17 protein-coding genes and 1 pseudogene are annotated in these 26,978 nt (G+C 40.8%); 5 read left to right on the top strand and 13 right to left on the bottom strand.

All coding sequences use genetic code 11. The features are described from left to right. Positions 1-47 precede the first annotated feature (47 nt). The 4 genes from V6R21_RS26225 to V6R21_RS26210 all read left to right on the top strand — a co-directional run bounded on the left by V6R21_RS26225 (position 48) and on the right by V6R21_RS26210 (position 10,563). A complete protein-coding gene (locus V6R21_RS26225) occupies positions 48-3,755 on the top strand; it encodes a S8 family serine peptidase (protein WP_334246479.1) in 3,708 nt (1,235 codons plus the stop codon). Between the two features lie 874 nt (positions 3,756-4,629). Beyond that, positions 4,630-7,800, top strand: coding sequence for a SusC/RagA family TonB-linked outer membrane protein (locus V6R21_RS26220; RefSeq protein WP_334246478.1), 3,171 nt, complete (start codon positions 4,630-4,632; stop codon positions 7,798-7,800). A 91-nt stretch (positions 7,801-7,891) separates the two neighbouring features. Beyond that, on the top strand, positions 7,892-9,400 hold the full coding sequence (locus V6R21_RS26215) for a SusD/RagB family nutrient-binding outer membrane lipoprotein (protein WP_334246477.1): 1,509 nt from the start codon (positions 7,892-7,894) through the stop codon (positions 9,398-9,400). A gap of 80 nt (positions 9,401-9,480) precedes the next feature. Continuing rightward, positions 9,481-10,563 carry a hypothetical protein gene (locus V6R21_RS26210; RefSeq protein WP_334246476.1) on the top strand — a complete coding sequence of 361 codons (1,083 nt, stop codon included), beginning with the start codon at positions 9,481-9,483 and terminating at the stop codon, positions 10,561-10,563. A 74-nt stretch (positions 10,564-10,637) separates the two neighbouring features. On the opposite strand, the gene V6R21_RS26205 is transcribed toward V6R21_RS26210, so the two are convergent. The 7 genes from V6R21_RS26205 to V6R21_RS26175 form a co-directional block, all read right to left on the bottom strand. Then, positions 10,638-11,078 carry a threonine/serine exporter family protein gene (locus tag V6R21_RS26205; protein WP_334246475.1) on the bottom strand — a complete coding sequence of 147 codons (441 nt, stop codon included), beginning with the start codon at positions 11,076-11,078 and terminating at the stop codon, positions 10,638-10,640. A 10-nt stretch (positions 11,079-11,088) separates the two neighbouring features. After that, positions 11,089-11,865: a threonine/serine exporter family protein gene (locus tag V6R21_RS26200; protein WP_334246474.1), complete on the bottom strand. Its 777-nt coding sequence runs from the start codon at positions 11,863-11,865 to the stop codon at positions 11,089-11,091. A 280-nt stretch (positions 11,866-12,145) separates the two neighbouring features. Next, a complete protein-coding gene (locus tag V6R21_RS26195; protein WP_334246473.1) occupies positions 12,146-12,361 on the bottom strand; it encodes a hypothetical protein in 216 nt (71 codons plus the stop codon). A gap of 433 nt (positions 12,362-12,794) precedes the next feature. Beyond that, complete coding sequence (locus V6R21_RS26190; RefSeq protein WP_334246472.1) at positions 12,795-13,898, bottom strand: hypothetical protein; 1,104 nt, start codon at positions 13,896-13,898, stop codon at positions 12,795-12,797. Positions 13,899-13,987: 89 nt separating this feature from the next. Then, positions 13,988-15,139, bottom strand: a complete 1,152-nt coding sequence (locus tag V6R21_RS26185; protein WP_334246471.1) for a hypothetical protein — start codon at positions 15,137-15,139, stop codon at positions 13,988-13,990. A gap of 109 nt (positions 15,140-15,248) precedes the next feature. Beyond that, on the bottom strand, positions 15,249-16,382 hold the full coding sequence (locus V6R21_RS26180; protein ID WP_334246470.1) for a DUF3179 domain-containing protein: 1,134 nt from the start codon (positions 16,380-16,382) through the stop codon (positions 15,249-15,251). A gap of 206 nt (positions 16,383-16,588) precedes the next feature. After that, the gene (locus V6R21_RS26175) at positions 16,589-17,899 is read right to left on the bottom strand and encodes a M28 family metallopeptidase (protein WP_334246469.1); all 1,311 of its coding nucleotides are present in this window, start codon (positions 17,897-17,899) and stop codon (positions 16,589-16,591) included. A 325-nt stretch (positions 17,900-18,224) separates the two neighbouring features. Here V6R21_RS26175 and V6R21_RS26170 point away from each other — a divergent pair, with 325 nt between their 5' ends. Further along, positions 18,225-18,704, top strand: coding sequence for a tetratricopeptide repeat protein (locus V6R21_RS26170; RefSeq protein WP_334246468.1), 480 nt, complete (start codon positions 18,225-18,227; stop codon positions 18,702-18,704). A gap of 113 nt (positions 18,705-18,817) precedes the next feature. Here the strand turns inward: V6R21_RS26170 and V6R21_RS26165 are convergent, their stop codons facing one another. The 6 genes and pseudogenes from V6R21_RS26165 to V6R21_RS26140 all read right to left on the bottom strand — a co-directional run. Further along, complete coding sequence (locus V6R21_RS26165; RefSeq protein WP_334246467.1) at positions 18,818-19,006, bottom strand: hypothetical protein; 189 nt, start codon at positions 19,004-19,006, stop codon at positions 18,818-18,820. Positions 19,007-19,193: 187 nt separating this feature from the next. Continuing rightward, on the bottom strand, positions 19,194-19,970 hold the full coding sequence (locus V6R21_RS26160; RefSeq protein WP_334246466.1) for an enoyl-CoA hydratase/isomerase family protein: 777 nt from the start codon (positions 19,968-19,970) through the stop codon (positions 19,194-19,196). Between the two features lie 250 nt (positions 19,971-20,220). Then, entirely contained in the window at positions 20,221-21,318 is a 1,098-nt protein-coding gene (locus V6R21_RS26155) for an ROK family protein (protein ID WP_334246465.1), read from the bottom strand. 33 nt (positions 21,319-21,351) lie between these two features. Next, positions 21,352-23,619, bottom strand: a complete 2,268-nt coding sequence (locus V6R21_RS26150) for a GH92 family glycosyl hydrolase (protein WP_334246464.1) — start codon at positions 23,617-23,619, stop codon at positions 21,352-21,354. Positions 23,620-23,714: 95 nt separating this feature from the next. Continuing rightward, complete coding sequence (locus tag V6R21_RS26145; protein WP_334247606.1) at positions 23,715-24,434, bottom strand: chitobiase/beta-hexosaminidase C-terminal domain-containing protein; 720 nt, start codon at positions 24,432-24,434, stop codon at positions 23,715-23,717. A gap of 153 nt (positions 24,435-24,587) precedes the next feature. Continuing rightward, a pseudogene (locus V6R21_RS26140) lies at positions 24,588-26,755 on the bottom strand (GH92 family glycosyl hydrolase); the annotation flags it as partial. Positions 26,756-26,978: the final 223 nt, after the last annotated feature.

The raw sequence follows: 26,978 nt of genomic DNA, 5'->3' as shown, positions 1-26,978 counted from the left end.
TACAGATATCAGACACAGATATGTCTTGATTCAAAATACTTTCTATTATGAAAAAATACTTCCTGTTACTATTAATAATCCCCGTTTTGGTTGGTACAGGGTATGGACAGTTACAACAAACCCCGCAGGGACCGGTAGCGTTGCTGAAAGGTGTTCCTGCTCCAACCTTCCGGACCGATAAATTTTTTGTCAGGCTCAAAAGCCCTGACGATGTCGTATATGCTTACCCGTCAAATGGTAGGGTGGCTGCTCCAGCTGATAAGCAACGTTTGGTTGACTTACTTGCTTCACCACTTATCAGAAATGTACATGAACCATTTGCTGTATTTAAGGAAATAACCTCAGATGTGTTAGAGATTACCTTGCAACAAACTGCTGATATAGAACATTTCATAGAACGCTTTACTTTGGATCCAAATGTGGCAGAGATCGAGCGCATCCCAATGGATTACTTGTTTCAGTCAACAAATGACCCAAGAGTAGGTGAGCAGTATTTCCTGACTTTGACAAAGGCGACGAGTGCTTGGGAGAAGTTTACACCTTCTACAGAGCAGGAGATTGTAGTAGCTATCATTGATGATGCTGTATTGGTAGACCATGAGGATTTGAAGGATAATATATTTATCAATGAAATAGAGTTGAATGGTGAAGAAGGGGTAGATGATGACGGTAATGGTTATATAGATGATGTGAATGGTTGGGACCCAACAGGATTACTATATTTTAATGGAGACCCGAACCCTTCGCCTCCTGCCGAAAGAGCTACAAGTGAATCCTTTACACACGGTACGCACACGGCAGGTCTAGCAGGAGCGGTTACAGGAAATGGGAAAGGGATTGCCTCTATTTCAAGAGGAGGTGTGAAAATATTGCCTATCAAAGCAACTTCGGATGACACTTCTGATACCCGAAGTATGAGCCATACATTGGAAGGGATTGAGTATGCTATAGCCATGAATGCTGATGTGGTTAGTATGTCTTTTGGTAGTTACTCGGGAAGTACAATTGTCCAGCAACTGATTACACAGGCAACAAAGGAAAAGGGAATGATCTTTATTGCAGCAGCAGGAAATGATAACGTTCCAGTGAATCCATATCCAGCAGGGTACGATAACGTGATTGCTGTTGCCAATACCACGCAGAACGATACAAAAGCTTCTTCATCTAATTTTGGACCTTGGATTGATATTGCAGCGCCAGGAACTGATATCTTGAGTACAACAGCAGGGAGTACAAGTGATTATGGTTTTCTGACAGGTACTTCCATGTCTTGTCCGATTGTGGCAGGTATGGCTGCTATGTTAAAAGCACAAAATCCCTCTTTGACGCCGCTTGAAGTAGAGCGTATTATGAAGGCAACAGCCAAAGACTTGAACGAGACAAACCCTGAGTACCAGAATCAGTTGGGGGCAGGGCGTATCGATGTTCTAAATGCTTTGGAGGCCGTGATTGAAAACAGGCCTTGGGCAGATTTTGTGATCGGTGCAGATGCCATCGTATTGAATAAGCAAGTGACTTTTATTAATCAGTCTGTTGGTACAGACTTGTCTTATACTTGGAATTTTGGAGATGGAGAGACTTCTACAGAAGAAAGTCCTTCCCATATTTATACAGTAGATCCGCCAATTGGTAGCTATGCTGTATCACTCACAGTTTCTGATGGGGCACATTCACATACCAAACGCTCTTTTGTGAAAGTAGTGGAAGGTGCTCCTGAAGTAGTAACCAGACAAGTGCCTTATACTTTGGCTGATGGAGGGAATTTTGAATCTAATCCAACTGACTTTGTTCCGGATATTTTACAAGGACGAGAAAATATTGTGGTTTGGGAGTTGGGAGTGGCTGAAGGACCTATTTTGAGAAGTGATACGCTTTCGACAGGAAAGACAGTTTGGAAAACTACGCTTAATGGGAGTATTCCGAATGAGACATTTGTTGCAGCTTTATATTCACCAGCTTTTGACCTGAGTAATCAGCAGAAGGAATATAAGGTGCAGTTTAAGAAAAGTATGGACATCACATATTGTAATGCTCCGGCAGCAGTTCAGATGCAGTACAGTATTGATGGTGGTATTTCTTGGGCGAGACTTGGGGAGCAAGGAGATGGTATGGGAGAAAACTGGTATGATAAGGCTCCGGGTGGAAGCTGTGATATAGACCCTAGTATTGTAAGGGATCAACATGGTTGGATCGGAATTTATAACTATCAAGATACAGAGTATAATATCTCATTTTTAGGAGGAAATAGTAGTGTTCGTTTCCGTTGGGTATATTATATGAATGGAAACTTCTTTATTGAGGAGACGGATGATGGCTTTATGATTGATGATTTCCAATTGACAGCAGAAGACCCCAAAGCAGAATTTACGCTTAGTTCAGGTGTTGCGTATCAAGGACAGGAAGTGGAATTTCGTTATGCGTCTGGTGGCGCAACAGAGTTTTTGTGGAATTTTGGAGATGGAGGAACTTCCTCAACATACAACCCAATACATACCTATGCTACAGGTGGTGTTTATGATGTGGAGTTGACTGTAAATGGAAACGTGACCCAAACGAAGAAGATCAGTGTACTTGGCGCTATTGACCCACCATTCGAATTGGTAGACGGTGGAGACTTAGAAAATTTTGACAATAACAAGCCTTTGTTTTATGTAGACAATCAGGAAGGGTCGACTCTTGAGTTAGGTAATTCTACTGTAACAGGCAAAAGTGGAACAGCAAGTGGTTCGGTAGCTTATGTGCTAGCTCCTGATGAGCAGAGTTATCAAGTGCCAACAAGTGTCGTACTTTATTCTTCTCTATATGACTTGACAGGAAAGCAAGGTAACTATTTCCTTGAGTTCAAGACGAAGTATAATATGGCTTCTGGAATAGACGGTTTGATTGGTGAGTATACAGAAGATGCAGGCAAGACATGGAGTGTTTTGAAGCCGGAGTTTGCAACACATTGGTATGACAATGTGGCTAGTAGTAGCTCTGGATTTGTTCAGGGGTTGACTTTTATGTCCGGTGAAACAGGAGATGAGTTTGTTAAGAAGTATATAAATATATCAGACCTTGTTGGTAAGAAGGTTGCATTCAGGTTCACATTCTTGGCTGTCAATTCTCAGGAGAGTGGAGGAGTAGGGTTTGCAATTGATGACTTCCGGGTGATTACAGCTTTTGCACAACCTGAGAATATCAGTTTTGTAGCAGCAAGGCTAGGAGGTACTGGTAACCTGAATTTTAGTGCTACATCTGTATCAGCAAGTATTAATGAGCAGGTGCTCTATTTGGCAGATGCAACAGGGGACTATTTAAATTATGAATGGGATTTTGGTGAAGGTGCGGTGCCAAGAAAGGCAAAAGGAGCAGGTCCTCACTTTATTGTGTATACAACACCAGGTGCGAAAGATGTGAAGTTTACAATCTTGGGAACAGAGTCAGGCTCAGAATCAATAACTAAACAAGGCTTTGCTAAGATTGGTGGCGTGACATCTATTGCTGATAACACTATGCTTAAACAAATAAAGGTGTATCCTAATCCAATGGATTTTGGTAACAAATTGACCTTAGATCTCGAAGGTGCCTATACAGGAGAGGTACAAGTACTACTTTATAGTGTTTCAGGAAAGTTAGAGGCGACTTACTTGTTTAATAAACGGCAGTCTCTAATGCATGAGTCATTAATTGTGAGTGATTTGCCAGTAGGGATATATTTGTTAAGAGTCGTGACAGATCAAGGAAGTATGACACAAAAGCTGATTAGGAAATGATGAGATTAGTAGATGAGCTGCATATCGAAATATTTTGGTATTGTGTCAGTCGCTGAAATAATCTACTGACACGGTAATCTTATTACTGTATTAAAGTAAAAGGCCTTGAAGGAATGTACTTCAAGGCCTTTTGCTTTGCTGTAAGTGATGTGCTGAGGTTAATTATCTGATATTCAGTTTAAAAGGTTTTTAGGGGTATGTTAATGACAATTAATCCTTGATAAAGGGCTCTGAAGCACTTTTTAAGCATAATTAACATGACGGAGGTCACTATTTGTTAAGAAAATTAGGGTGGTGTTAATAAGGATGTAAAACGAGTGACTTTCCTATTATTTTTAATATTCTACTCTATTGTGGTATTTTATTCTGAATGAGAATATTATTTGTTAATTAAGATATCATCAAAATGATATTTTATGTGTATATATTGATATTGTTAAAAAAGGTTAAAATTAAGAAATTAATAATGTTACATGTCGCCATTTTTAAATGATATTCATACATTCGTATCGTTGAGGGGTTTAAAGAATATTAACAATGGCCTTAGATGGCCGCTTTCTACTATATAAACTACTAACATTTTACTCCCATCTTACTCATATTTCTCATTGTTACTTTCTACTATTTAAAAACATCAGACTAGACCTTGACGAGGGTCGAGTCTGTTTTAGAACGCTGTAATCTTTTATGGTTGGTTTGCCTTGCAAAAGTTATAACAGTTGTTCTGAAACCTGCACAGGGAAAACGATTCCTGTAATGAAAAATTCGCTGAGGAAGCGGGTTGCATTAAAACTTACTGTTTGGTAAGTCTTTGCTACTTTCTGCTTTCATGCAGCTAACACGTTGTTTAAACTATTCAAAAACAAACAGACTTATGACAAAAAGACTGCTACTCACACTGGCACTCTTGCCTATGCTGTTTATGACGGCTTTTGCGCAAGAGCGTACTGTATCAGGTGTGGTGACGGATAATGGAGAACCGTTGCCAGGCGTAACAGTAATTCTAAAGGGTACTTCAAAAGGTACAATTACAGGACTTGACGGTGATTTTAAATTGGCTGTGCCAGGCCCAGAATCAATCTTGGAATTCCGTTTTGTAGGTTATAAAACAAAAGAAGTTGCTGTAGGCAACCAATCAGCTTTGCAAGTTCCTCTTGAAGTGGATGCAGAAGAGCTGGAAGAGGTTGTAGTAACAGCCTTGGGTGTATCAAGAGATGAGCGCTCACTAGGTTATGCAATGCAAGCTGTAGGTGGTGATGAACTTTCAGAAGTGAAATCAACAAACGTAGTAAGCGGCCTTGCAGGTAAAGTATCAGGTGTTCAGATCAACTCATCTTCTACAATGGGTGGTTCATCAAGAATCCTGATCCGTGGTGCTAACTCGATCAACGGTAACAACCAGCCACTTTTCGTAGTGGACGGTGTGCCATTAGATAACTCAAACTTTACTTCATCAAACCAAGAAAGAGGTGCGGGTGGTTATGACTACGGTAACGCAGCTCAGGATATCAACCCAGATGATATTGCTTCAATGTCAGTACTGAAAGGTGCAGCAGCAGCAGCCCTTTACGGTTCTAGAGCAGCGAACGGTGTAATTATCATCACAACAAAATCAGGTAAAGGTAGAAAAGGTATCGGCGTAAGTATCAATGCGGGCGTTACTTTTGACAACATCCTTCGCCTTCCAGACTACCAGAACTCATATGGTGGTGGTGGAGCAGGTGCTTTTGGCTCAGCTACAGATGCTAATGGCAACCCTTACGCTTCATATGCAGTGGATGAGAGCTGGGGTCCTAAACTGGACGGTACACCAGCAAGACAGTGGTACAGCTTTGACGAGTGGCACCCTGACTACGGTCAAGCAACTGCTTGGGAAGCACACCCTAATAACGTAAAAGACTTCTTTGAGACTGGTGTTACTACAAACACTAACGTGGCATTGAGCGGTGGAAACGATGTTTCTAACTTCCGTTTGTCATACACAAATATGGACATCAACGGTGTGATGCCTAACAGTGAAATGACAAGACACACAGTAAGTTTCAATGGTAGCACTAAACTGACAGATAAATTCACAGTTTCAACTGTAGCTAACTACGTTTCATCTAAAGCACTAGGCCGTCCAGGTACTGGTTATGATGGTGGTAACGTAATGCAACAGTTCAACCAGTGGGGTCAGAGACAGTGGGACAACGAGCAAATGAAGCAGTATAAGAACCCTGACGGTTCTCAACGTACTTGGAACAGAAGAGGATATGACGATGGAAGACCTAAATACGCTGATAACCCGTACTGGACAAGATATGAGAACTATCAGGATGATGATAGAGAGCGTTTCTTCGGTAACTTCGCATTGAACTACAAAATCAATGAGAACTTCTCAGTTTCAGGTAAGGTAATGACTGACTTCTACACAGACTCACGTAGAGAGAGAATCGCTGTAGGTTCAGTGGATATCTCAAAATACTCTGAGGATGTAAGATTCGTGAAGGAGAACAACTATGAGGCAATGTTGAGATACGACAAGACTTTCGATAGTGAGTTCTCAGTAAACGCATTTGTAGGTGGTAACATCAGAAAGCAATCATACAAAAGAAACTACGGTACTACTGTAAACGGTTTGAGCGTTGCAGGTCTTTATACACTGTCAAACTCAAACTCTCCAGCTCAGTTGCTTGATGATGGCTATACTAAGCAAGTAAACTCTGCATTCGCTTCAACTTCATTCGGGTACAGAAACACTTACTTCCTGGACGCAACAATGCGTGTTGACCAATCATCTACATTGCCAACAGACAACAATACTTACTTCTACCCTTCAGTGACAGGTTCATTCGTATTCTCTGAACTGGAAGGTCTTAACAACTCTAGCATCCTTTCATTCGGTAAACTGAGAGCAGGTTTTGCAGAGGTAGGTAACGATACTGACCCTTACAATATCCTGACTACTTATTCAGCTGATACAAGAGGTTCATTTGGTAACTTCCCACTTTACACAGTGCCAAATACACTGAACAATGTTGATCTGAAGCCAGAAACTACCCGTTCATTTGAGGTGGGTGTAGACTCAAGATTCCTGAATGACCGTATAGGGTTGGATGTTACTTACTACCGCAACACGACATTTGACCAGATTCTGGATATCGCAACTTCAGCAGCTTCAGGTTACTCAAGACAATACATCAACGCAGGTGAAATGTTGAACCACGGTCTTGAACTGATGTTGTACGGTACTCCAGTACAGACTGCATCAGGCTTCAAGTGGGATGTGACAGTGAACTGGGCGAAAAACATGAACGAAGTTGTTGAACTGTACACAGACCCTGAGACTGGTAAGGAAATCACTAACCTGAGATTGGCTAACGCTCCATTCGCAGTGTCAGTGAACGCTTTCAAAGGTGAGTCATACGGACAGATCGTAGGTACAGGATATGTATATGACGACAACGGCAACAAGGTTGTAAACGAGGATGGAACTTACAAAGTGACTGACGGAGTAGTAAACCTTGGTTCATCACTGGCTAAATGGACTGGTGGTATCAACAACACATTCTCATACAAAGGTATCTCACTAAGAACACTACTTGATGTTCGTTACGGTGGTAAAGTATTCTCAACAACAAACATGTGGGGTAAATACTCAGGTATCATGGAGGAGACTGCAGCTAACGGTGTTAGAGAGAACGGTCTGATTGTAGAAGGTGTAAACGAGGATGGTACGCCAAACACAACTGTAATCGATGCCAACACACACTTCTTTGCAAACGGTGGTTACACAATTGCAGAGGCAGACGTATACGATGCGTCTTACGTGAAGCTGAAAGAATTGGCATTGAGCTACAAATTGCCTAACAAACTGGTAAGCAACTACGGTATCAACAACGTAACTTTCTCAGTTGTGGGTAGAAACCTGGCGATCCTTTATAGCGAGCTGCCTCACCTTGACCCAGAAGTAACAGCTTCAGCGGGTAACATTCAAGGTATTGAAGGTGCTCAAGTACCTAGTACAAGATCTATCGGTTTCAACGTGAAATTTGATTTCTAGTAGGAGATCTTTCTAAAGGTATGGTAGAAGGTAACTTTTACCATACCTCGAAACCTAAAGAATTGATCAATTTATCTTAAAGAGAATTATCATGGCAAATACAGTATATAACAAATTCAAAGTGGCTGCAATGGCAGGTATGTTGCTTTTCGGTGCAACAGGCTGTAACCAAGACTTTGAAGAAATGAATATTGATCCGGATCAGCCTTCAGTGGTAGAGCCAGGTTTCCTATTGGCTTCAGCTCAAAAAGGTTTGATGGATGATATGTGGGATGAGTGGGCAAACGGACGTTTCGGTCTAATGTACTCTCAGTTCTGGGCACAAAATAGTTATACATCAGAAAGCCAGTACAAGGCAAGACCTTCTGAGGATAACAACAACTGGACTGCTTGGTATGCAGGTGGTCTGAAAGACCTTCAGGCTGCGATTGACCTGAACAATGAAAAAATTGCAGCAAATTCTTTCGCTTCAGAGGCAGAGAAAGCAGCAGCAGTTAACCAGAATGCAGCAGCAGAGATTATGAAGGCATGTATGTTCCAACTGATGACAGACATCTGGGGACCAATTCCTTACTCTGAAGCACTTACAGGAAACAAGACACCTAAGTATGATTCACAGGAGTCTATTTATATGGACCTGTTGGTAAAACTGGAAGAAGCATACAATAGCATTGATGCAGATGCTCCAGCTTTTAGTGGTGATGCACTGTACAATGGTAATGCTGTAGCTTGGCAGAAATTCGCAAACTCATTGAGAATGAGAGTGGCGATGAGAATTGCAGATGTGAAGGAAGATGTGGCTAAAGAAAACTTTGCTGCAGCCTACAATACAGGTCTTTACTTTACTAGTAATACAGACAACGCTCTTATTGCTTACACAGATGCTCCTCACAACAACCCATTGAATGAGGACCGTAAGACAAGAGAGGACTTTGCAGTAAGTAACACGATTGTTGATCAGATGCTTGCTGATAATGATCCAAGATTGTCTGTTTATGCAGAGCCAGCGGCTAGTACTGGTACATTTATCGGTATGATCTATGGTGAGAATGAAAACATTGCCAACAACCTTCCTGTAGGTGCAGTGTCTCAGCCAGGTACAGCGGTTCTTCAATCTTCATCTCCAGGTATGTATATGGTTGCAGCTGAGGTAGACTTCCTGTTGGCAGAAGCTGTACAGAGAGGCTTCATCGGCGGTAGTGCAGCAGCTCACTTCAAGCAAGGTATCCTGACGTCAATGGACCAGTGGGGTGTTGACAAAGCGTCAGCAACAGCTTATGCAGATGCTCAAGTTTATGATGCAGCTAACTGGAAAGTATCACTTGGTGAGCAGAAATGGTTAGCCTTGTACATGCAGGGACACCAAGGCTGGATCGAGTGGAGAAGACTGGATTTCGGTATCTTGAGACTTCCTAAGGATGGAATCCTGATTGCAGGTCTGAACACAATTCCTACAAGAAGACAGTACCCTATCGACGAGCAAACATTGAACGGTAACAATTATCAGAGTGCCCTGACTGAAATCGGAGGTGCTGATAAAATGGATGCACGTGTTTGGTGGGACGTTGCTGAAGGAACAGTTGTGGACTACAACTATTAATATAGGCTTTCAGGAGAAGCTGTAAAGCTTCTCCTACAAAGAGCTTTTTATATTTTGGTTAACAGACAAATAACAGAAAAATGAAATTCAATAAATATATAGCAACAGCTTCTGTATTGGCAGCAATGAGCCTAGGATCATGTGCAGGTGAAGCAGAACAAGATTTTGTGATTCCAGGCAATAGCTTTGGCTACAGTACAAAATACAGTTTCACAGACCTTGACAAAATTATGATCAGCATTGATGCAGAAGGTGTTGATGCGGCTGTTTTGGAGCAGGTTGTAAGAGATGAGGATGGCAATATCCTTCAGATCAAGAAGCTGGGTGATATGACGATTTCAGGAGGCAAGGCTTCAATCGAGCTGAACCTGTCTGATGCAGAGCTGTCAAGCGTAGGGGATGAAGTAGAAACTCAGTACACTGTGACTAGAGGTGGTAGCACTGAAACTTACAAGTACAGCACGATTGCAGTAACTTCACCAATCAGCTTTGAAGCAGATGAGGTGATCCAGAACGGCAAAGATGCTTTTGTAAGGTTTGAAGTAGGTACAGCCAATGCAACAGTTTCAAATGTAGTAGTTGAGAGCGCAGTACTGAAGTATGATGAGGACAACGCTGGTGTAGCATTTTCAACAGTGGCAGGTGATTTTGACCTTGCAAATGACAGTGTTAGCCTGAATGGTGTGGACTACTCACTGTATGATACACTTGCATACAAGGTAATAGTGAATGGAACGTCTACAAAAACAGTATTGGTTCCAGTGAACAAATACACTTTTGATAGCAAAGGAGAGGATATGAAATATGCAGGTCAGACATTCACTTTCATGGAGGATGTTGAGACTGTAGGTTTCGATATCGTTTCAGGAACAGGTAATGACTTGGGTATTACAGGTCTTGGTACAACTATGTTTGTGAAAGCAGCAGATTTGGATGTATCAGATAAGTTCCAAGCACAAAACGCATACGATGCAGGGACACCGGCAGCTTCTTTGGCAGGTCTAGTAGATGGTGACATTGTTGTTTATAAGTCAACATACACAGACGAGGACAACAAAGAGCATACAGTGTTCGGAACATTGACAGTTGATGATGTTACTATCACACTGGATGCAGATGGAGCAATTGAGGACAAGTCAATCTCTTTCTCTTTCCAGAACTAAGAGATAGCTCATGTGAATAATAAGAAGGCTACCATGTAAAGTGGTAGCCTTTTTTATTTTATAAAATCAGAGCATTATCTTTTCTGCATTTTCAAGATTCTAGCAAAGGAAGATACCAGTACAATGCCGATGGCAATAGCACCAGCTTCGAAAAGTGTAATGGTTAGCTTTTTGAGAAATCCAACCTCATTCCCATTGACAGACTCCAGCATTGTATAATACATTCCTCCACCAGGAACAAGTGGAATAACGGAACTGATGATGACAATAGTGGCAGGAATTTTCATTCTCCTAGCTAAAATCTCTGAATAGACCGTTACCATGCAGGTAGCCATAAACATGGAAACAACGGAACTTTGTTCGAGAGCTAGACCGATTTCATAACAGAACCAGCTAATACCCCCTCCTAATGAAGCAAATATTAAGTGTTTACCTCTGATGTTGAAAATAATACTGAAGCCGAGACTCCCAATCAGTGCATAAAATGTGTTGAAAAAAATCTGTTGTGTTAACATCTCATTCAATTTAGTTCTGTACCGTACCAATGATTACATACCAGAATTCATAGGCGAATCCAGCTCCGACAGAGATAGCAACTGCTACAAAAAAAGCTTCTAGTCCCCTAGATAAGCCACTTACCAGATCACCGGCAATGGTATCTCTGATAGCGTTGGTAATAGCTAGACCCGGTACCAATAGCATGATCGCTCCAATTGTAATTTTGTCTTCATTGACTCCTATACCCATATGCGTCATGAATAACGCAGTAAAAGTTGCTACTGCTCCGCCTGTAAGGTTGGTCAGAAACCCGATAAGCTGAAGTTTATCACTTATCCAAGTAAGCAAGTTAAGGAGGCATCCGATAAAGAATGCTACACAAAAATCACGGAATGAACCTCCATACAAAAGACAAAAGAATCCCGCTGCTGTAGAAGAAATAGCTACAGTAGTCAGATGCGAGTAAGAACCTATTGTTTTGATATGTTTGAGTTCCTCACGTACGCTACGTACTGGTGGTTTCTCATGTTGTACACGTCTCGATATGTCATTGACAAGTCTAACCTTTTCAAGGTTGACAACTCTTTTTGTGACCCTTTTTACCAATGAAAAAGAGTTTCCCTCAGTGTCAGTGACCGACATCATAATACCTGTTGGCGTAACAAAACTATCCACTTCTTCTATACCATAACACTGGCAGATGTGGGTGATAGTCTCTTCAACACGGTAAGTTTCACCACCGTTTTCAAGGATGATTTTTCCTGCTTCAGCAGCCAGATGCATGGTTTCATGAGTATCCATCATGAAAAAATTTTTGGGTAAAAAAAATACAAATGCACAGTACCTATATGTACAGGTGCTAATTATCCGACAAATAAAACAAGAAAATCGAGAAATAATGAATAGCTGTGTGGATAAAACAGAGGGGTAGGAGGTGCTTTTGAAAAAAGCAGATAAAAGTTTGCCTACTGTTGATTTGAACAATCACAGTAAGTAGTAGTAAGTAAGAAATTTAACTGAAGTATGGTTTGCTAGTTGTGAACAGTAGATCGCCCTAAGCAAACCATACTGTCATTTTTGAAGGTTAATACCAGTCATTTTGCATGCCATCATAAAGGTAATTTACTCTTTCTGTGGCTTCTTCCACGAACCTTTCAATCTCGGGAACGAGCTCTTCTTGAATTTCTTCAGGTTCTTTGGTGAGCTTTTTCATGACCTTATGAAGATAACTTTCTCGTTTTTCAAAAGGAAGACTTTCATAAGTCATCATGATCTCGTTTAGATCAAATCGTCTAACCATGGCTGGGTGGTTTTTTAGTAATGGACTAAAGTAGTTAAGGTCTTTTGAGCCTGCTGCTGTTCTGACCAGATATCAATGCATTAGTATTACTGAAGTAGCAGAAACAATTTTCTGTACTTCCACCTTAACCTGCAAGCAGGTTGACCGTACAGTTGATAAATGTTCTATTATTTATCAGATAGTGAAAACTGCACACACAATATTATAACGAAATATATAATATTTTGGTTTATTATAAGGTGTATCTTAGGTGTTATTTTTATTTCATTGCAAAGATGTTCTATTTGATTGATATATTCTTTGCTTGTAGTTCAAGTGTGTGTTAACTTCTTGAAACCTCAAAATGGCAATGAGAATAGAAGGTTAAGAGCATAGAAAAGCCTTCCTACAATAGCTGTAAGAAGGCTTTTATTATGAGAAAGGCTTTTCTACTTTAGGCCAAGTCAAACCCAGAAATATAAGTTGGTCTACTTTCTATATCACGGGCTGTTTCTTCTGAGATTTCGGAATATTTGACAATTACATCTGCTGTGTTTTTATCATTGAACCTTTCCAATACCCCTTTACTCTTGATTCCTTGGAGTAGTTGATAAAGTGAAGACTCTATATCCGACCAGATATTAATACTGTAATAACCAGTTTCAGCACAAACAGCTTCAAACAATACAGGAATCAGGTGCTCATACCCTTTTTTGCAGTATACACCTTCTCCAGCCAAGAAGTTGTAAGCGTTAGGGTTGAATACTCTGGAAAGGATTGGAAGCTTAGGAAGTAGGTTCATGGCAAGGGCGCCAACAGGGCCAGACATCTCTTCCATTTTCCAATGAGTAGGCAGAGCCTGAATACCCGCAACTATTTCATTACCTTCTTTCAGGACAAAATAATTGTCGTCTTTAAATAGGTTTTCAGTGGTAAAGAAAGAATACCCTTTGTAATAATCATGAAGGAGCTGCTTCATTTGTCCCTTGTCGTCAGCATTTAGCCTGCTGACACGGTTATCTTTTTTCGGGAACATACGGCTGAAGATGGAGGTGGTCATCTTACGGATAGGGTTAAAGCCAAACCTTTCACAAAGTTCTGCGGACCTTACATTTTCCCTTTCTACATAAGCATAAAACACTCCACCACCTGTTTCAGGAAAGTGTTCAGCTTCCAGTTGATTAAAGATCAGGTCAAGAAGAAAGTTGGACTTTTGTCTCTTTTGCGTTTCTCTTGACGTACTTCTGAACTTTTCATTGAAAGCGAAATAGCGAACATGGTAAGCCGTAGTTGGGGCTACTGTATGTAATATCGGACGGGTACATATCGTAACCGTACCTAGTAGCACATCATTCCGTCTTAGTGCAAGAAAGTAAGGATTGTCGATCTGATGTATATACTCTCGTGTATCCTTGTGTCGGTAACGCATTGATCCTGGAGTTCCAAACAAAGTTTCTGAAACAATATCTACAATATCGTTTGCTGGAGATTTTGTTCGATCAAGGGTGATACTACCTCTTTCAAAGAGTAACTCTTTCTCAGATTGTTTGTAAGTCATGGTTTGTTGAAGTTATAGTACTTAAGGGGAACAATGACCCTAAAATACAAGTTTACCCGAATGCTGTATTTAGCAAGTTAGTCCGTTTGTTACTGCTGGAACCTGATGGCTCCACACTTTCCGAGATCAGATCGGACTCTGATTGTACGCTTCAAGCTACCTGCTTTGATTTCTATCGCAGCAGTGGTAGGTGGTTCGGTACCGAGGTCATGCGCAATCAGGATCAACCGGTTGTCTTTGCTGTTATCTATATTTAAAGTAAGTTTCCTTTTCTTCTTTCTCAGTGAGTAGCTTTTTACGAGCCAATGTTTGTTGAATAATACGGAAAGAACATCTCCATCTTCTGTCTTGTCGTCCCATATCTTTATTTTCACTTTGCTAACGCCGGCAGGAAGATTCAATACATATTGATCTTCTACTTCTCGGTTTTCAACAAGCTCCTCTGTTGTTGGTTCAGGTATGGGAGTCTCACTGACGGTTGCGACTACAGGTTCTTCCTTTTTCTGAACAATGACTGCTTCCACTTTTTCAGGCTCTATGGTTTCTTCCCCATCAATCGCTACAACTGAAATGTCATCAAGATAAACATAAGTTTGTGGATCTGTATCATAATTCATATGACGTAGACTTATTTGATCGTCAGTAAAGAAGTTACCAATCGTCATGTAGAGATAAGGCTCTTGCGCAGTAAATTCAAAACTGTACTGTTTCCACTCTTTCGTGTATAAGATGTCCTCAATGGTGAACTGAGGTTTGACAGCAATTGGTTCATAAAGGTATTGCTCCAAAGCACTGCTGGTAAAGGCAACACCAAGCCCATTTGATGCAACACTGCCATAGGCTACCTGATTTCCATTGGTAATATAAAAAGAGCAACGGTATTTTTTGCCTTTAGTCAAGTGTGTATCAAGTTTGACAGATGCAAATTCCCTATAATTGGGTACCCGTTGCATGTAGGTAATCAATCCTAGTACAGAGTTTCCAGAATGAGGAGAAAAAGAAGCCTTGATTCCCTCTAGGGATTGCTCCTTATTGATATACATATGGTCAGGAGTTCCATATAAGGTTTTTGGCTTACGCTGATTGGTGTTGAACCATTCGGATACATTATCAAGGTAAGCATGTCCACGAGTTTCTGTCTTGATCTGTTCAAAGCTTGCATTAGGTACCATGTTTTGGGCTGAAGCTTGAAGGCTTCCAAGTCCAAAAAGCAGGCACAAAGTATATTGTAGTTTGTTCATTATCTCAATTGTTTTTCGGGTTTTATATGTACTTAAAGTAAAGAGATAAAACCCGATATTCAGCCTTACAGCTGCGTTTAATGGGAAAAAATCAAGGTAATAAAATAAATTACCAGTTTATATTGTAAATAAGGCTTTTAGGGTAGAATACCATCTGTGCAAAGGCAAAGGAATTCTGACTTTTGAGCGGCTTCAGCTTTTCTCCTTTTAACGCTCCATCAATACATGTGCCGTCAAAACGCCAAAGAGAGCCTGTTTCCTCATCTTTGAATAGTTTTCCTTCTTTCTTGAACGTGAGTAACTGTCCGCTTTGGAATGCGGAATAAGCTGCTATAGCACCAATTGACTTACTTTTGCTGATATCCTTTTCATCTAGAGCGGATTTTACACCTTCCTGATAGAAGATCGTTACAAACATGTCCATTGGTTTGTCATTCAAGGCTCCCATTTTTTCAATTTCTGAAAATGGGTAAACGATATGCTTCCCGATAATTTCGATTCCTACCACTCGTTCCATTGCCATTAAAGGGCTGTCCGGCATATGACGCAGAAAAAGCGGCTTTTCTCTAAAGGCTTGGTCATACTTGTAGTATGGTGTAGTGCCATATGGAATGACTGGGTCTTTCGCTTTTGGTGAAACAGCTAATCCATAAGGGTAAGCATTCCAAAAGTCTCCCATTGTCATCCGAATACTTGAAATAGGTTCAAGGGAAATGCCTGCAAACTCACCTACCATTGCCTTACCCGTGAACTGTTGCCACCAGCTTTCTGAAACCCTGTCATATAACACAGTGTTGCTGTTTCTTAGTAAACCACTAACACTGAAGTCAATTTCACGAGGCATTCCTTTGTGTACAAAATCCCTGCGCCATACATTGACAGCATCTGTTAGTGGACAGTACGTAACGGCAATTGCCTTTCCTCCTATACGATCATTGATCACAGGGTGATAAAGCAGCATGCTTAGTGGATAGGCCTTGTGTTCACGACCTACAGATACAATAACAGCTACCTCATTGAAGTCATAGCTTTTTTTCGCCTGTTCATTGTTGATGAAAGTGGGGTAATCAATGCTTTTAAAAGCATTTTTAGGAGTGTAAGCTTCAAATTCATATTCGTTGGCTAATGAGAGGTGTTTATTGGTTTCCCAATCAGGATAGACGCCTACCCTGCTTCTCTGGGCATCTGCAGTGCCTCCCAGCAGTAAGAATGATGCCAATGCTAGTCCTGTAATTCTGAGCATGAAAAAGGTTTTAAAACGTTTAATTGTATGTCAGTGGAATACTGACCTTATAGTTGGCTACTCTTAACACATTCTTTAAGAGTGTTTTTACAAAAGTATGAAAATGCAGGGGGGGCTTCAAGAGAAAAAACTTTAACAGATACTAAAATCTATTATTATATAAAAAAATGAGGAATAAGTATCAGCTTATTCCTCATCCTGTTGGTTTACTTACGTGACTCGTAGTCAATTCTGCTTGGGGTAGCCTCCCCATTGATGATCGGGGTAACGCCTATTGAGATAGCTCTGATTACATCCGTCATATTTTTGAAGTTAAGTGTTTCTATTTCGTCATTGACAGTATGATAGTAGCTGTCAAAATCAATTGGGTCAGAGGATACTGTATGAGCAGGAACGCCCAGTTTGGCCATTGAAGCATTGTCAGACCTCATAAACAGGTTGTAGCTCGTATAAGGATCCTTAAAGAACGTATAACCGTGCAGTCCTGCTTCTTTTTTCAGAATGGCACCCAAGTTTGACTTTTCAAAACCTGTAACATATGCTTTGCGGACACCTCTGTCAGAAGGTTTTCCGATCATTTCAATATTTACATGTGCTACGAATGTTTCAGGTGTAACTTGCTGTGCAAAATACTCAGAGCCTTTCAAACCTTGTTCTTCAGCATCAAAGGCAACGAAAACCAAAGTGCGCTCATTTTTTTGCTTTTTGAAATGGTTAGCCAGCTGAATCACCGCAGCAACCCCTGTAGCATCATCATCAGCACCATTGGCAATAGAATCTCCTTGAATAGGCTCCTGAATACCAATATGGTCATAGTGTGCAGAGAACAATACTTTCTCATCACTTTTCTTGCCTGGCAATACTCCTACAATGTTGGTTACTTTAACTTCTTTGACACTTTTTTCGATCTCGATCTTGGCTTTTTTGACCTTCTTGTCGGCTGTCAAAACCCAAAGAGAGAAGTGCTTGTCATCCAATTGGTTTTTTGGAGGTGTATTGCGGAAGTAATAGCTGAATTGCTGAAAAGTCTCACTATGTGCCGTATCAACCAGTACCAAAGTAGGTTTTTCGGCAGCTCTATATTCGCTGAATTTCTGCCTGAAGTCATCACCACTGTTTATTTCAACAACATTAAGTTCTGAAACTTTTTTTGTCTTGAAATAAGTACGGTCAGTCAGCGCAAAACTATTGTTTGAAGAGAACTTCTGCTTATTCAGCTTTATCGATTGTGATTGAGTTGTAGTGGTGTAAAGTGTGAATGACTGTTGGTAACTGTTCATTCCTTCCATGTAAGAAAGACCCGCTTTCTTGAATTCTTCTTCGATAAAACGGGCTGCTTTTTCATTTCCTTTCGTGCCTGTTTCCCTGCCTTCCATGTCATCATTGGCCAGAATACTTACAATACGTTCTGATTCAGCATCACTGATGGCATCTTGAGCAAAAACTGGATTAAGGGCGCATAAAAAAGTTGTTGTCAGGCTGTTTAATAGAAAAATTGAAATCTTTTTATAACTCATTTTTAATTGATTTATCGGATAATACGTTTACAAAACTTTAAATACTTACATAAACAAATAAGGATTTTAGCAAGCAAATATCACCAAAAGTTAGCATAATATTGTTTATATTTAAGATAACATTCGAATGTAGTTTTTTCTTCGAAAACGATTTTATATTCAGCCCTGCATAATTACCTCTCTCTGGAAGCACCGCCAGTACCGCAGGCAATTTCGTCAAACCAGCACCAAAAAACCTTCAGCTCATTCAACCAGCACTATTATTATCAGAATGTAAGTCAACTGCTTCGACTTACTGGAGGTTTTACCAAAATTCTGATTCATCATGAGTAACAATAAGAACATTGAGATCGAAAAATTATTCGACCAGTTACAATCTACCACAGATCAGGAGCAGATTAAAGACATAGAATCAAGTATCCTGTCTTTGTGGCTTAAAACAGACAACAGGCTTGTCGATGATTTGATGGAGGATGGAATGCAGCTGATGGGTAATTACCAGTATGAAGATGCTTTGGAAGCATTTTCAAAAGTCACACATATTGATCCTGACTACGCGGAAGGGTGGAATAAGCGGGCAATCGTTTATTATCTGAGAGGAGAGTTCAAGTTAGCGATCAGGGATATTCAAAGGACGCTCCAGTTAGAGCCAAGACACTTTGCAGCAATGTCTGGACTTGCTAACATCTTTCGGGAAATGCTGGCTTATAGAAAAGCCCTGAAAGTACTGAAGTATATGACCCGAATCTCTCCAAACAGGGAGACCCTTGAAGAACAGATCAAGGCACTTGAAGAAAAGCTTTAGTCAACTTAAACCTGATAATACCTTGGAGTGAATGTTTACAGATACTTAAAATAAAAAGACACTTGTGTATCAAGTGTCTTTTTATTGTGGATAAAAAAAGACCGAGCCTGCTTTTAGATAACAGGTTCGGTCTTTTTTCTTTTTCTTGAGGGGTCTGGTTTGTCTGGCGGAAGTATAAAAACACCGGGAGGTAAGTCTATCTTAGGTTCATCGCTTGGGTTGTCCCAACCACCTCCATTGTTGTCGTCATCTTCATCTCGCCTGGCGTCGTTGTTCAGGTTTCTTTTAAAATATGTGAGCATTAAGATAATCAACACTGCATATATTATTACCAGACATATAATGTTAAGCGTAGATACCATGATTGGTTAAGCGATTTTTGTAGTGTTTGGCAATGATTATCAGTAATTAAATTAATTAATTCTTTTGAAAAAATTAAACGACTTTACTTTTTAAAATGTTGAGACCTCTGAAAACATTGACAAACTGTTACCATCTAGGTTTTTCTTGTAATATAAGGGAAGCGATTCCCTTTCTACTGTCCTCATTCAGGCGATTTTGTGCACTTGATTCAGCTGCATAGGTGAGTGCATCTTCCAGTGGCATGCCTTGTAGCTGGGCAATGAGCTTCTTGGTAACAGCCATAGACTGTGTTGAATTGTCGAGACAAAGAGCAGAGGCAAATTGTTCAACTTTGATATCCAACTGTTCAGCCGTACAGGTATGGGAAATAAGACCATAATCTAAGGCTTCGGTCGCCGAAATCAGTTTTCCAGATAAGAGTAGCATTCGTGCTGTTGCTTCATTGGTCTTTCGGAGGAGGATAGGTAATGCTATGGCGGGTATCAGTCCGAGGCTGACTTCAGGGTGTCCCATTCTGACATTAGTTGAGGCAAAGACAAAATCACAAGAATAAGCCAGTGCAAAGCCTAAGGCAACAGCATCACCCTGTACTTGGGCAATAACCACTTTTGGGTGATGATAAATACTCTTAAGCAATTCTTTGATCTGATTGGATGCATGCAGGTTTTCAGTATAGGGTTGCTCCTGCATCTTTTTGTGATAGGCGGTATCGATTCCTGTACAGAATGTTGGGCCATTGGCTTTGATTACAATGACTTTGGTAGAGTAGTCTTTGAGGGCTGTATCCATCGCATCAGCCAATTCCTGAATCAAAAGCTTATCGAGTGCATTTCCCGTATTGACCTTGTTGAGTGTAATGTATGCAACCCTATTTCTTACGCTATATTCAATGAACTTATACATATAACTGACCGTATGCGATTGTTATTCCAGTCAATCGGAGTGGAATATAGTTTTGACAGATTCTTGAAAATTGCCTTGTGCAATAAGTGGTGCAAGATACACAAACCTACGTGATATTATGTTGATAACTCTGTGGAAGAAAGGTCGGGGATACTAACATAAAAGCACCCAAGATAATGATTGCTCAATATCTAAAGGTGCTAAATGTGGGTTGTCTCAGGCGAAGAAATATTTTGAAATCAGCTTTTGTCTAAAGCTTTGATAGGGCATAAGCATAGGCCCCTATACTGATGGCTTTACTGGTGCCGATAGTTGATACTCCAACTCCAACTTTTGCATCAGGATTGTAGATGATTTCCTCATCTGTAAAAGGAATCTTGATGGCTTTCTCATTGGTAGTGTAAAAACCATTTAAATCGTCTTTATTAGTCAAGTCATAAATGTTAGCCTGCAAGCGTGGAAACGCTTCTCCTTTGGCAGTCTGGTAATGACTTTGCATTTCTTTGATAGCAGCAGGCATAAACAGTTTGTAAGCACCGGATAGTCCGCCACCAATAACAATCAGGCCATCTACAAGAGTGGTCAAGTGAGACAAGACTTCTCCCAATACAGTACCTAGCTTTTCAAAAGCCAAAATTGCGGCCTGCTGATTCCCTTCCTGTTCACCAATACCAATTTCGTAGATATCTTTAGGTGATAGCGATTGAGGATTTTCGATGCCGGTTTCCTGTGCATAATAACGTTGTACGGCACGAATACAAGCACCTTCCTCTGCATTCATTTCTTGTTCGAGCCTATTACGGAAAATCCAGATTTCACCACCCAATGAGTTATCACCAATCAGGAGCCTTCCATCCGTAACAATTCCTCCTCCGAGTCCTGTACCTAGTGTGATTCCCACAAGGTTTTTGTACCTATGTTGGATCCCTTTCTGTGCAAGTTGACTGTTTACTTGAGGAAGTAGCCCAGCAATTGCTTCACCGTATGCATATAGGTCTCCATCATTGTTGATAAATACAGGCAGCTTGAATTTTCGTTCAAGCATGGGTCCCAATGCAACACCTCCTTTGAAACCGCTCAGGTTTTGTAAATCCTTGATAATTCCCTTAGGGTAGTCCGCTGGGCCAGGAAATGCAAAGCTGATGGCAACAGGCTCAGCATCTAGTTTACTTCTGACTAACTCAAAGCCTTCAATGATAGTGGTAAGGCTTTTTTCCAGATTGTGTCCGTTGGATGGATATTGAATAGGTTCTACTATTTGCTCACCACCCTGAATCGCAGAAAAAACAAAGTTTGTTCCTCCTGCATCGAGTGTCATCACTACTCTTTGGTCGTTGAAAATGCTCATGACAGTTAATAGTTTCTTGTTGTCTATCCGAAATTACTTGGCTGATGACTTCATGTCAAAATGTAAATTGGCACCATTGACTAATTCCTGATGTGAAATAAAATAGTTGCGATATGGTTTTCCATTCAGCAATATAGTTTGAATGACGCCATTTTCTCCTGATTTGTCTGCTGTAATTTCAATGACTTTTCCTCCATAATGCGCTTCACTCAACTGGATAGTGACCTTATCAAAGAAAGGAGCTGACAAGGTATAATGAGGTACTCCTGGGGCATCGGGGTAAAGCCCCATCATAGAGAATACCAGCCATGCTGACATGGTACCTGTATCATCATTGCCAGGTAATCCGGCAGGTTGATTAGTGAAGTGCTTTCTGATTAGGTTGCGAACGGTTGTTTGTGTTCTGTGTTCTTCTCCTTTTACATAGTTAAAACAGAACGGGTAGTTAATGTCCGGTTCATTAGCCATATCAAATTCTTCAGTGTCAAATAGCGACTGGAGGTGGTTTATAAACTTCTTTTTGCCCCCCATCAGCTTTACAACATTAGGCATGTCATGAGGTGCCATCATGGAGTATTGCCACGCATTGCCTTCAATATAGCCAACATTGGCTTGGAAGTTTGCTCCTGCTTTTGGGTCAAATGGAGTATGCCATTCTCCATTCGCCATCTTAGGTCTGAAGAGTCCTGTTTGCTTGTCGTATAGGTTTTGATAGTTTCTGGAGCGCTTGATAAACTCCTTGTAAATATTTTCCTTTCCCATTGCTTTTGCCATTTGGGCAATACCAAAATCAGCAATGCAATATTCCAATGTGGTGGATACCGTTCCATGGAGGTGTGCATCTTTACCAATTTCAAGATCAGCAGGAAGATAACCATGCTTTTCATAGTCAGCAATTCCCGGACGTAAAGGGTTGGTTTCGGTTTCTCCTTTATAAGCACTTTTCAGCATTGCTTCCATTGCTTTTTCAGCATTGAAGTCATGTAGTCCTTTGGTGTAAGTGTCTGCAATTACAGCTGCAGCAGGGTCTCCTACCATTGTAAAGGTTTCAGTCGAATTCAGTTCCCATTTTGGAAGCCATCCGTTTTCATCGTACATCTCAAGCATTGACCTGACCATGTCCAATTGCTGTTCAGGATAAAGCAAGGTCATCAACTGATTCATGCAGCGGTAAGTATCCCATAAGGAAAAGACAGTGTAACGGTCATGTTTGCTATTGCCTGTCTGGTGGGAGCCTACTTTCAGGTACTCACCATTGACGTCATTGAATACATTGGGGTGAATCAGAGTGTGGTAAAGAGCCGTGTAAAAAATGGTCTTGTCATCTTTTGTCCCACCTTCAACCTTGATACTTGAAAGTGCCTTTTCCCAAGCCTTTTGGCCTTGCTGATGTATTAGGTCAAATGTCTGCTCACCAACTTCTTTTTGAAGATTCTCACGGGCATTTTCTATAGAAACATAAGAAACACCCACTTTTACTTCAACCTGTGTCTGCTCCTCAAAGTCATAAGAAAAATAAACCCCGATACTATCTCCTAATACAGTACTGTAGTCTTCATTTTTCCAACGGACTTTGCCATTGTAACTACCTGCCCAGTTTGCTTCAATACCTTCAATTTTTTTGTGCTGTGTCCATCCCCCAAACCTGTCGGCAGGCTTTGACACTTTCATGACAAAGTACACTGGGTATGCGGCTTCTGAATTGTTGTAGCAGAAACCACCTACCATTCGCATGCCTTCCACTTCGGAATCAGAAACGACCTTGTACATGGCTCCACTTTCATTGGTCAGCCCTTGTCCCAAATTCAGTAACACATTGCTTTTTCCAGCAGGGAAGGTGAATCGGGAAATACCTGTACGTTGGGTTGCGGTTACTTCTGTCTTGATGTTGTATTTGGAAAGAATATTGGAATAGTAGGCAGGATGAGCTTGTTCATGGGTGTAAGTACTTCCATATACCTCAGGAGATGCAGAAAGCTCTCCGGTTGTAGGCATTAGGAGAAGAACGCCAAGGTCAGGGCATCCTACACCGCTTAAGTTTACATGACTGAAACCTGTGAAGAATGTATTTTCATGTAGATATGGGAAGGATACCCAATCACTATCTTTGTCCAGCTTGTTTTGCTTGCCAGCTGTATTGAATGGGACAACCGAAACCATTCCTCTTGGGACAATGGCTCCAGGGTTGGTAGCTCCGTAGTTAGAAGAGCCGATAAAAGGGTTGACGTAGTCTGTCAGTTGTTGCCCCATCAGGGTATAGCTCAAAAGCAATAACCATCCGGTAAGTATATGTCTTTTCATTTCCGAAATCTACTAAGAGTATGGAGTAGTAGTTACTTTCAATAGAGGAGGAGGGAAGCCACAACCTAAGTTGTAAGACTTCCCTGAAACCCCTATTACTCGATCACAAGTTCATCAGCAAATATCCATGGGTTGTTACCTGCTCCCATATGCCATGCAGGTATAGCATCAAATGGTTTTGCTATCACTTTAATATATCTTGTAGTGGTTGCTTGTTGTAATTTCTTTGTATATCGTTCAATATGAATCTTAGGATGAGTTTCAGGCATATTGTTTACAACACTACCAACTTCAATAAAGTCTTTACCATTCTCTGAAGTGTAATAGGTGACTTTTTGAGGAGGAAAAAGCCATGAGCTTGTATTGATTAGGAAACCTAGTTCAAGGCTTTCAATAGTTGTTGCTTTGCCCAAGTCAACTACAGCTTCAAGGTTTTCACGTACAACCCCTGCCCATCTGCCGTCATGCAGGTTTTCACTGCCATACTGACCGTCCAGTAGTCCATTTTCGCCATTATCATATTTTGAGCGTACCGTATAGTTTCTTTGGATACTAGGGAGCTCACCACCACTATTGAAAATGGCTTTAGTGAATTTTGTTTCAAGTAACCTGCTTGGCTCGTAACCATTTTTAATGGCTATTGCCTTTAATACAGCTGTTTCCTTAATAGTGAATCCTCCTGTGTAAAGTGGAGATTTTTCTGTTGGAATGGAGCCATCCAATGTATAATGAATCGCTACATTATCATTCATGTTTTTCAGCTCAATGGTACGACTGTCAAGAAAGAGCCTGCCGTTGGATGCTGTATAAGGCATGAAGAGCTGTGAAGGTTCAGTAGTGATAGACATATCTTCAGGAATCGCCTTTGAAACAGGAGCTCCTGATACAGCCCATTGTTTGTTAGGTTGATTGCCCATTTCAAATTCCAATGTGCCTCCATTTACAATATCTTCGTGTGTGATAAAGCTCTTGTTATATGCTTTTCCATTCAGTTTAGCTGATTGGATATAAATGTTTTCTTCCGAGTTGTTGTGTGCAATTACTTTAAACTGATTGCCATTAGGCAGGGTGATGTTAACCTTGTTGAATAATGGGCTGCCAATAATATATTCGCCGCTTACAGGATTAACGGGGTAGAAGCCCATAGAAGAGAAAACATCCAGGCTGACATTTGTCCACAGTCTTCATTACCACTGAGACCATCACGGTCTGCATGGTATTGGGTTTTGAGTACTTCTCGAACTCTAGCTTGTGCTTTCCACGGTTGGTCAGCAAAGTTGTATAAATAAATGACATGATGGCTTGGCTCATTGCCTTGTGCGTACTGACCGATTAGACCAGTTACGTCATGCGCATGCTCATTATCGTTAACCGATTCTTGGTTAAACATTTCATCGAGTTTGCCTGCAAAGTCAGCTTTACCTCCGTATAGCTCCATAAGCCCATCTACGTCTTGAGGAGCATAGAATGTATAATGCCATGCATTGCCTTCAGTATAGGAACCTGAACCTAAGATTGAGATTTTCATCGGGTCAAAATTCTCTTCCCAAACACCAGTGATATACCTGCCTCTCATAAAGCCAGATTCTTTGTCGAATACGTTTTTATAATAACCTGCACGTCTGCTGTAATCAACGTATTCATCCGTTTTACCCAATACTTTGGCAACTTGTGCAATACACCACATGTCGTAAGCGTATTCTACCTGTTTCGAAACAGCATTGGCTTCCTTATCCAAAGGAATAAAGCCCATTTCATTAAAGTACTCCAACCCTCTGTTTGGATCATTGGCAGCTACTTTCATGGCTTCAAATGCCAGTTCCTTATCAAAGTCAGCAGTACCTTTTATAATGGCTTCAGCGATAATCGACACCGAGTGGAAGCCAATCATGGTTCCAGTTTCGTTGGCAGCTAGTTCCCAAATAGGTAACTGTCCTGATTGCTCATATTTTTTGAGCATCGAGATAATGAAATCATTGTTTTCTTCTGGTTTCAGGATATTGAACAGTGGGTGAGTAGCACGGTAGGTGTCCCAGATAGAAAACAGCGTGTAGTTAGTGAAATCATCAGCTTTATGGACCTTCTGGTCCATACCTCTATACCTGCCATCAGTGTCCATGAATAGGTTTGGAGCCACCAAGGCATGATAAAGTGCTGTATAGAAGATTTCTCTATCTTCTTCATTGCCTCCTTCTATTTCGACTTTAGCCACTTCCTTACTCCATGCTTTCTTAGCCTCTAGGCGAACAGCGTCAAAATCCCAATCCTGAATGTCGTGTTTCAGGTTTTGTTCAGCCCCTTGAATATCAACAGCTGAAATACCCACCTTTACAAGTATTGCTTCTCCTTCTTTTGTGTCAAAATCCAGCAATGCTTTCAGGTTGTCACCATCAGCCTTACGAATGCCAGTTTCTACTTTTTCACCAGCAACAGCGGCAAATTGCTTGAACGGTTTTGAGAATTTGGCAACGAAGTAAACATATTGGTCTGCTGCCCATCCTCTAGAACGACGCATCCCTCTGATTTCATCATTTCCAATAAATTCCAACCATGTTTCTCTAGTCTGATCACCAATACCGTGTGTCAGGTCAATCAGGATATGGCTATTACTAGAAGCAGGAAATGTATAACGGTGAAAACCTGCACGCTGCGTTGCAGTCAGTTCAGCCTTTACGCCGCTATCATCCAGCATAACTGAGTAGTATCCTGCCTCGGCAATTTCTTTATCTTTCTTGAATCTAGAGCGATATCCTTCATCGGGATTATCTTTTGACCCAGGAGTGAAAAGTGGTTTTCCTACTTGTGGCATTACTAGTATATCTCCATAATCAGGGCCTCCTGTTCCACTTAAGTGTGTGTGTGAAAAACCCATAATAGAGCTGTCAGACACGTGATAACCAGAACACCAATCCCAGCCTTCAGTACCTGTGTCAGGTGAGAGTTGAACCATTCCGAAAGGCATAGTAGCACCTGGAAAGGTATGCCCATGTCCTCCTGTACCGATAAGAGGGTTTATATAATCAACAGCATTGATGCTTACCTCACTATTTGTTAGTTGTTGGTTTGTATGCTTTGCTGAAGGTACACATGAAGTTGCGATCAGTATAGCCGCCAAGTAGGTAGAAATCCTTTTCACTAGCGTAAAGTTTATTGTTCTGATTAAATCCCTATAGAAATACGCAGTTTAAAAAATGAATCTTAAAAAATACTAGCCTTGTTCCATATAAAATTAAAATGCCTGTTTATGCGTATTTTGTTTGCTTTGTATTTAACAAACCTACATAAACGTGTATAAAAGTGCAATAATAAGTGTATGAATGGTGGTTAATAATTTCAAATCGTGCAAATATCTACCTTAA

The organism is Limibacter armeniacum (genome assembly GCF_036880985.1).
Taxonomy (GTDB): domain Bacteria; phylum Bacteroidota; class Bacteroidia; order Cytophagales; family Flammeovirgaceae; genus Limibacter; species Limibacter armeniacum.
This window is presented reverse-complemented; position numbering and strand designations above follow the sequence as displayed.

Bases quoted from the DNA above. Each gene is read 5' to 3' on its own strand.
- V6R21_RS26150 (WP_334246464.1), bottom strand. From the start codon at position 23,619: ATGAAAAGACATATACTTACCGGATGGTTATTGCTTTTGAGCTATACC.
- V6R21_RS26190 (WP_334246472.1), bottom strand. From the start codon at position 13,898: ATGACTTACAAACAATCTGAGAAAGAGTTACTCTTTGAAAGAGGTAGT.
- V6R21_RS26215 (WP_334246477.1), top strand. From the start codon at position 7,892: ATGGCAAATACAGTATATAACAAATTCAAAGTGGCTGCAATGGCAGGT.
- V6R21_RS26165 (WP_334246467.1), bottom strand. From the start codon at position 19,006: ATGCTCACATATTTTAAAAGAAACCTGAACAACGACGCCAGGCGAGAT.
- V6R21_RS26205 (WP_334246475.1), bottom strand. From the start codon at position 11,078: ATGTTAACACAACAGATTTTTTTCAACACATTTTATGCACTGATTGGG.
- V6R21_RS26175 (WP_334246469.1), bottom strand. From the start codon at position 17,899: ATGAGTTATAAAAAGATTTCAATTTTTCTATTAAACAGCCTGACAACA.
- V6R21_RS26160 (WP_334246466.1), bottom strand. From the start codon at position 19,970: ATGTATAAGTTCATTGAATATAGCGTAAGAAATAGGGTTGCATACATT.
- V6R21_RS26155 (WP_334246465.1), bottom strand. From the start codon at position 21,318: ATGAGCATTTTCAACGACCAAAGAGTAGTGATGACACTCGATGCAGGA.
- V6R21_RS26180 (WP_334246470.1), bottom strand. From the start codon at position 16,382: ATGCTCAGAATTACAGGACTAGCATTGGCATCATTCTTACTGCTGGGA.
- V6R21_RS26145 (WP_334247606.1), bottom strand. From the start codon at position 24,434: ATGCCTTATACAGCATCCAACGGCAGGCTCTTTCTTGACAGTCGTACC.
- V6R21_RS26195 (WP_334246473.1), bottom strand. From the start codon at position 12,361: ATGGTTAGACGATTTGATCTAAACGAGATCATGATGACTTATGAAAGT.
- V6R21_RS26200 (WP_334246474.1), bottom strand. From the start codon at position 11,865: ATGATGGATACTCATGAAACCATGCATCTGGCTGCTGAAGCAGGAAAA.
- V6R21_RS26170 (WP_334246468.1), top strand. From the start codon at position 18,225: ATGAGTAACAATAAGAACATTGAGATCGAAAAATTATTCGACCAGTTA.
- V6R21_RS26225 (WP_334246479.1), top strand. From the start codon at position 48: ATGAAAAAATACTTCCTGTTACTATTAATAATCCCCGTTTTGGTTGGT.
- V6R21_RS26185 (WP_334246471.1), bottom strand. From the start codon at position 15,139: ATGAACAAACTACAATATACTTTGTGCCTGCTTTTTGGACTTGGAAGC.
- V6R21_RS26210 (WP_334246476.1), top strand. From the start codon at position 9,481: ATGAAATTCAATAAATATATAGCAACAGCTTCTGTATTGGCAGCAATG.
- V6R21_RS26220 (WP_334246478.1), top strand. From the start codon at position 4,630: ATGACAAAAAGACTGCTACTCACACTGGCACTCTTGCCTATGCTGTTT.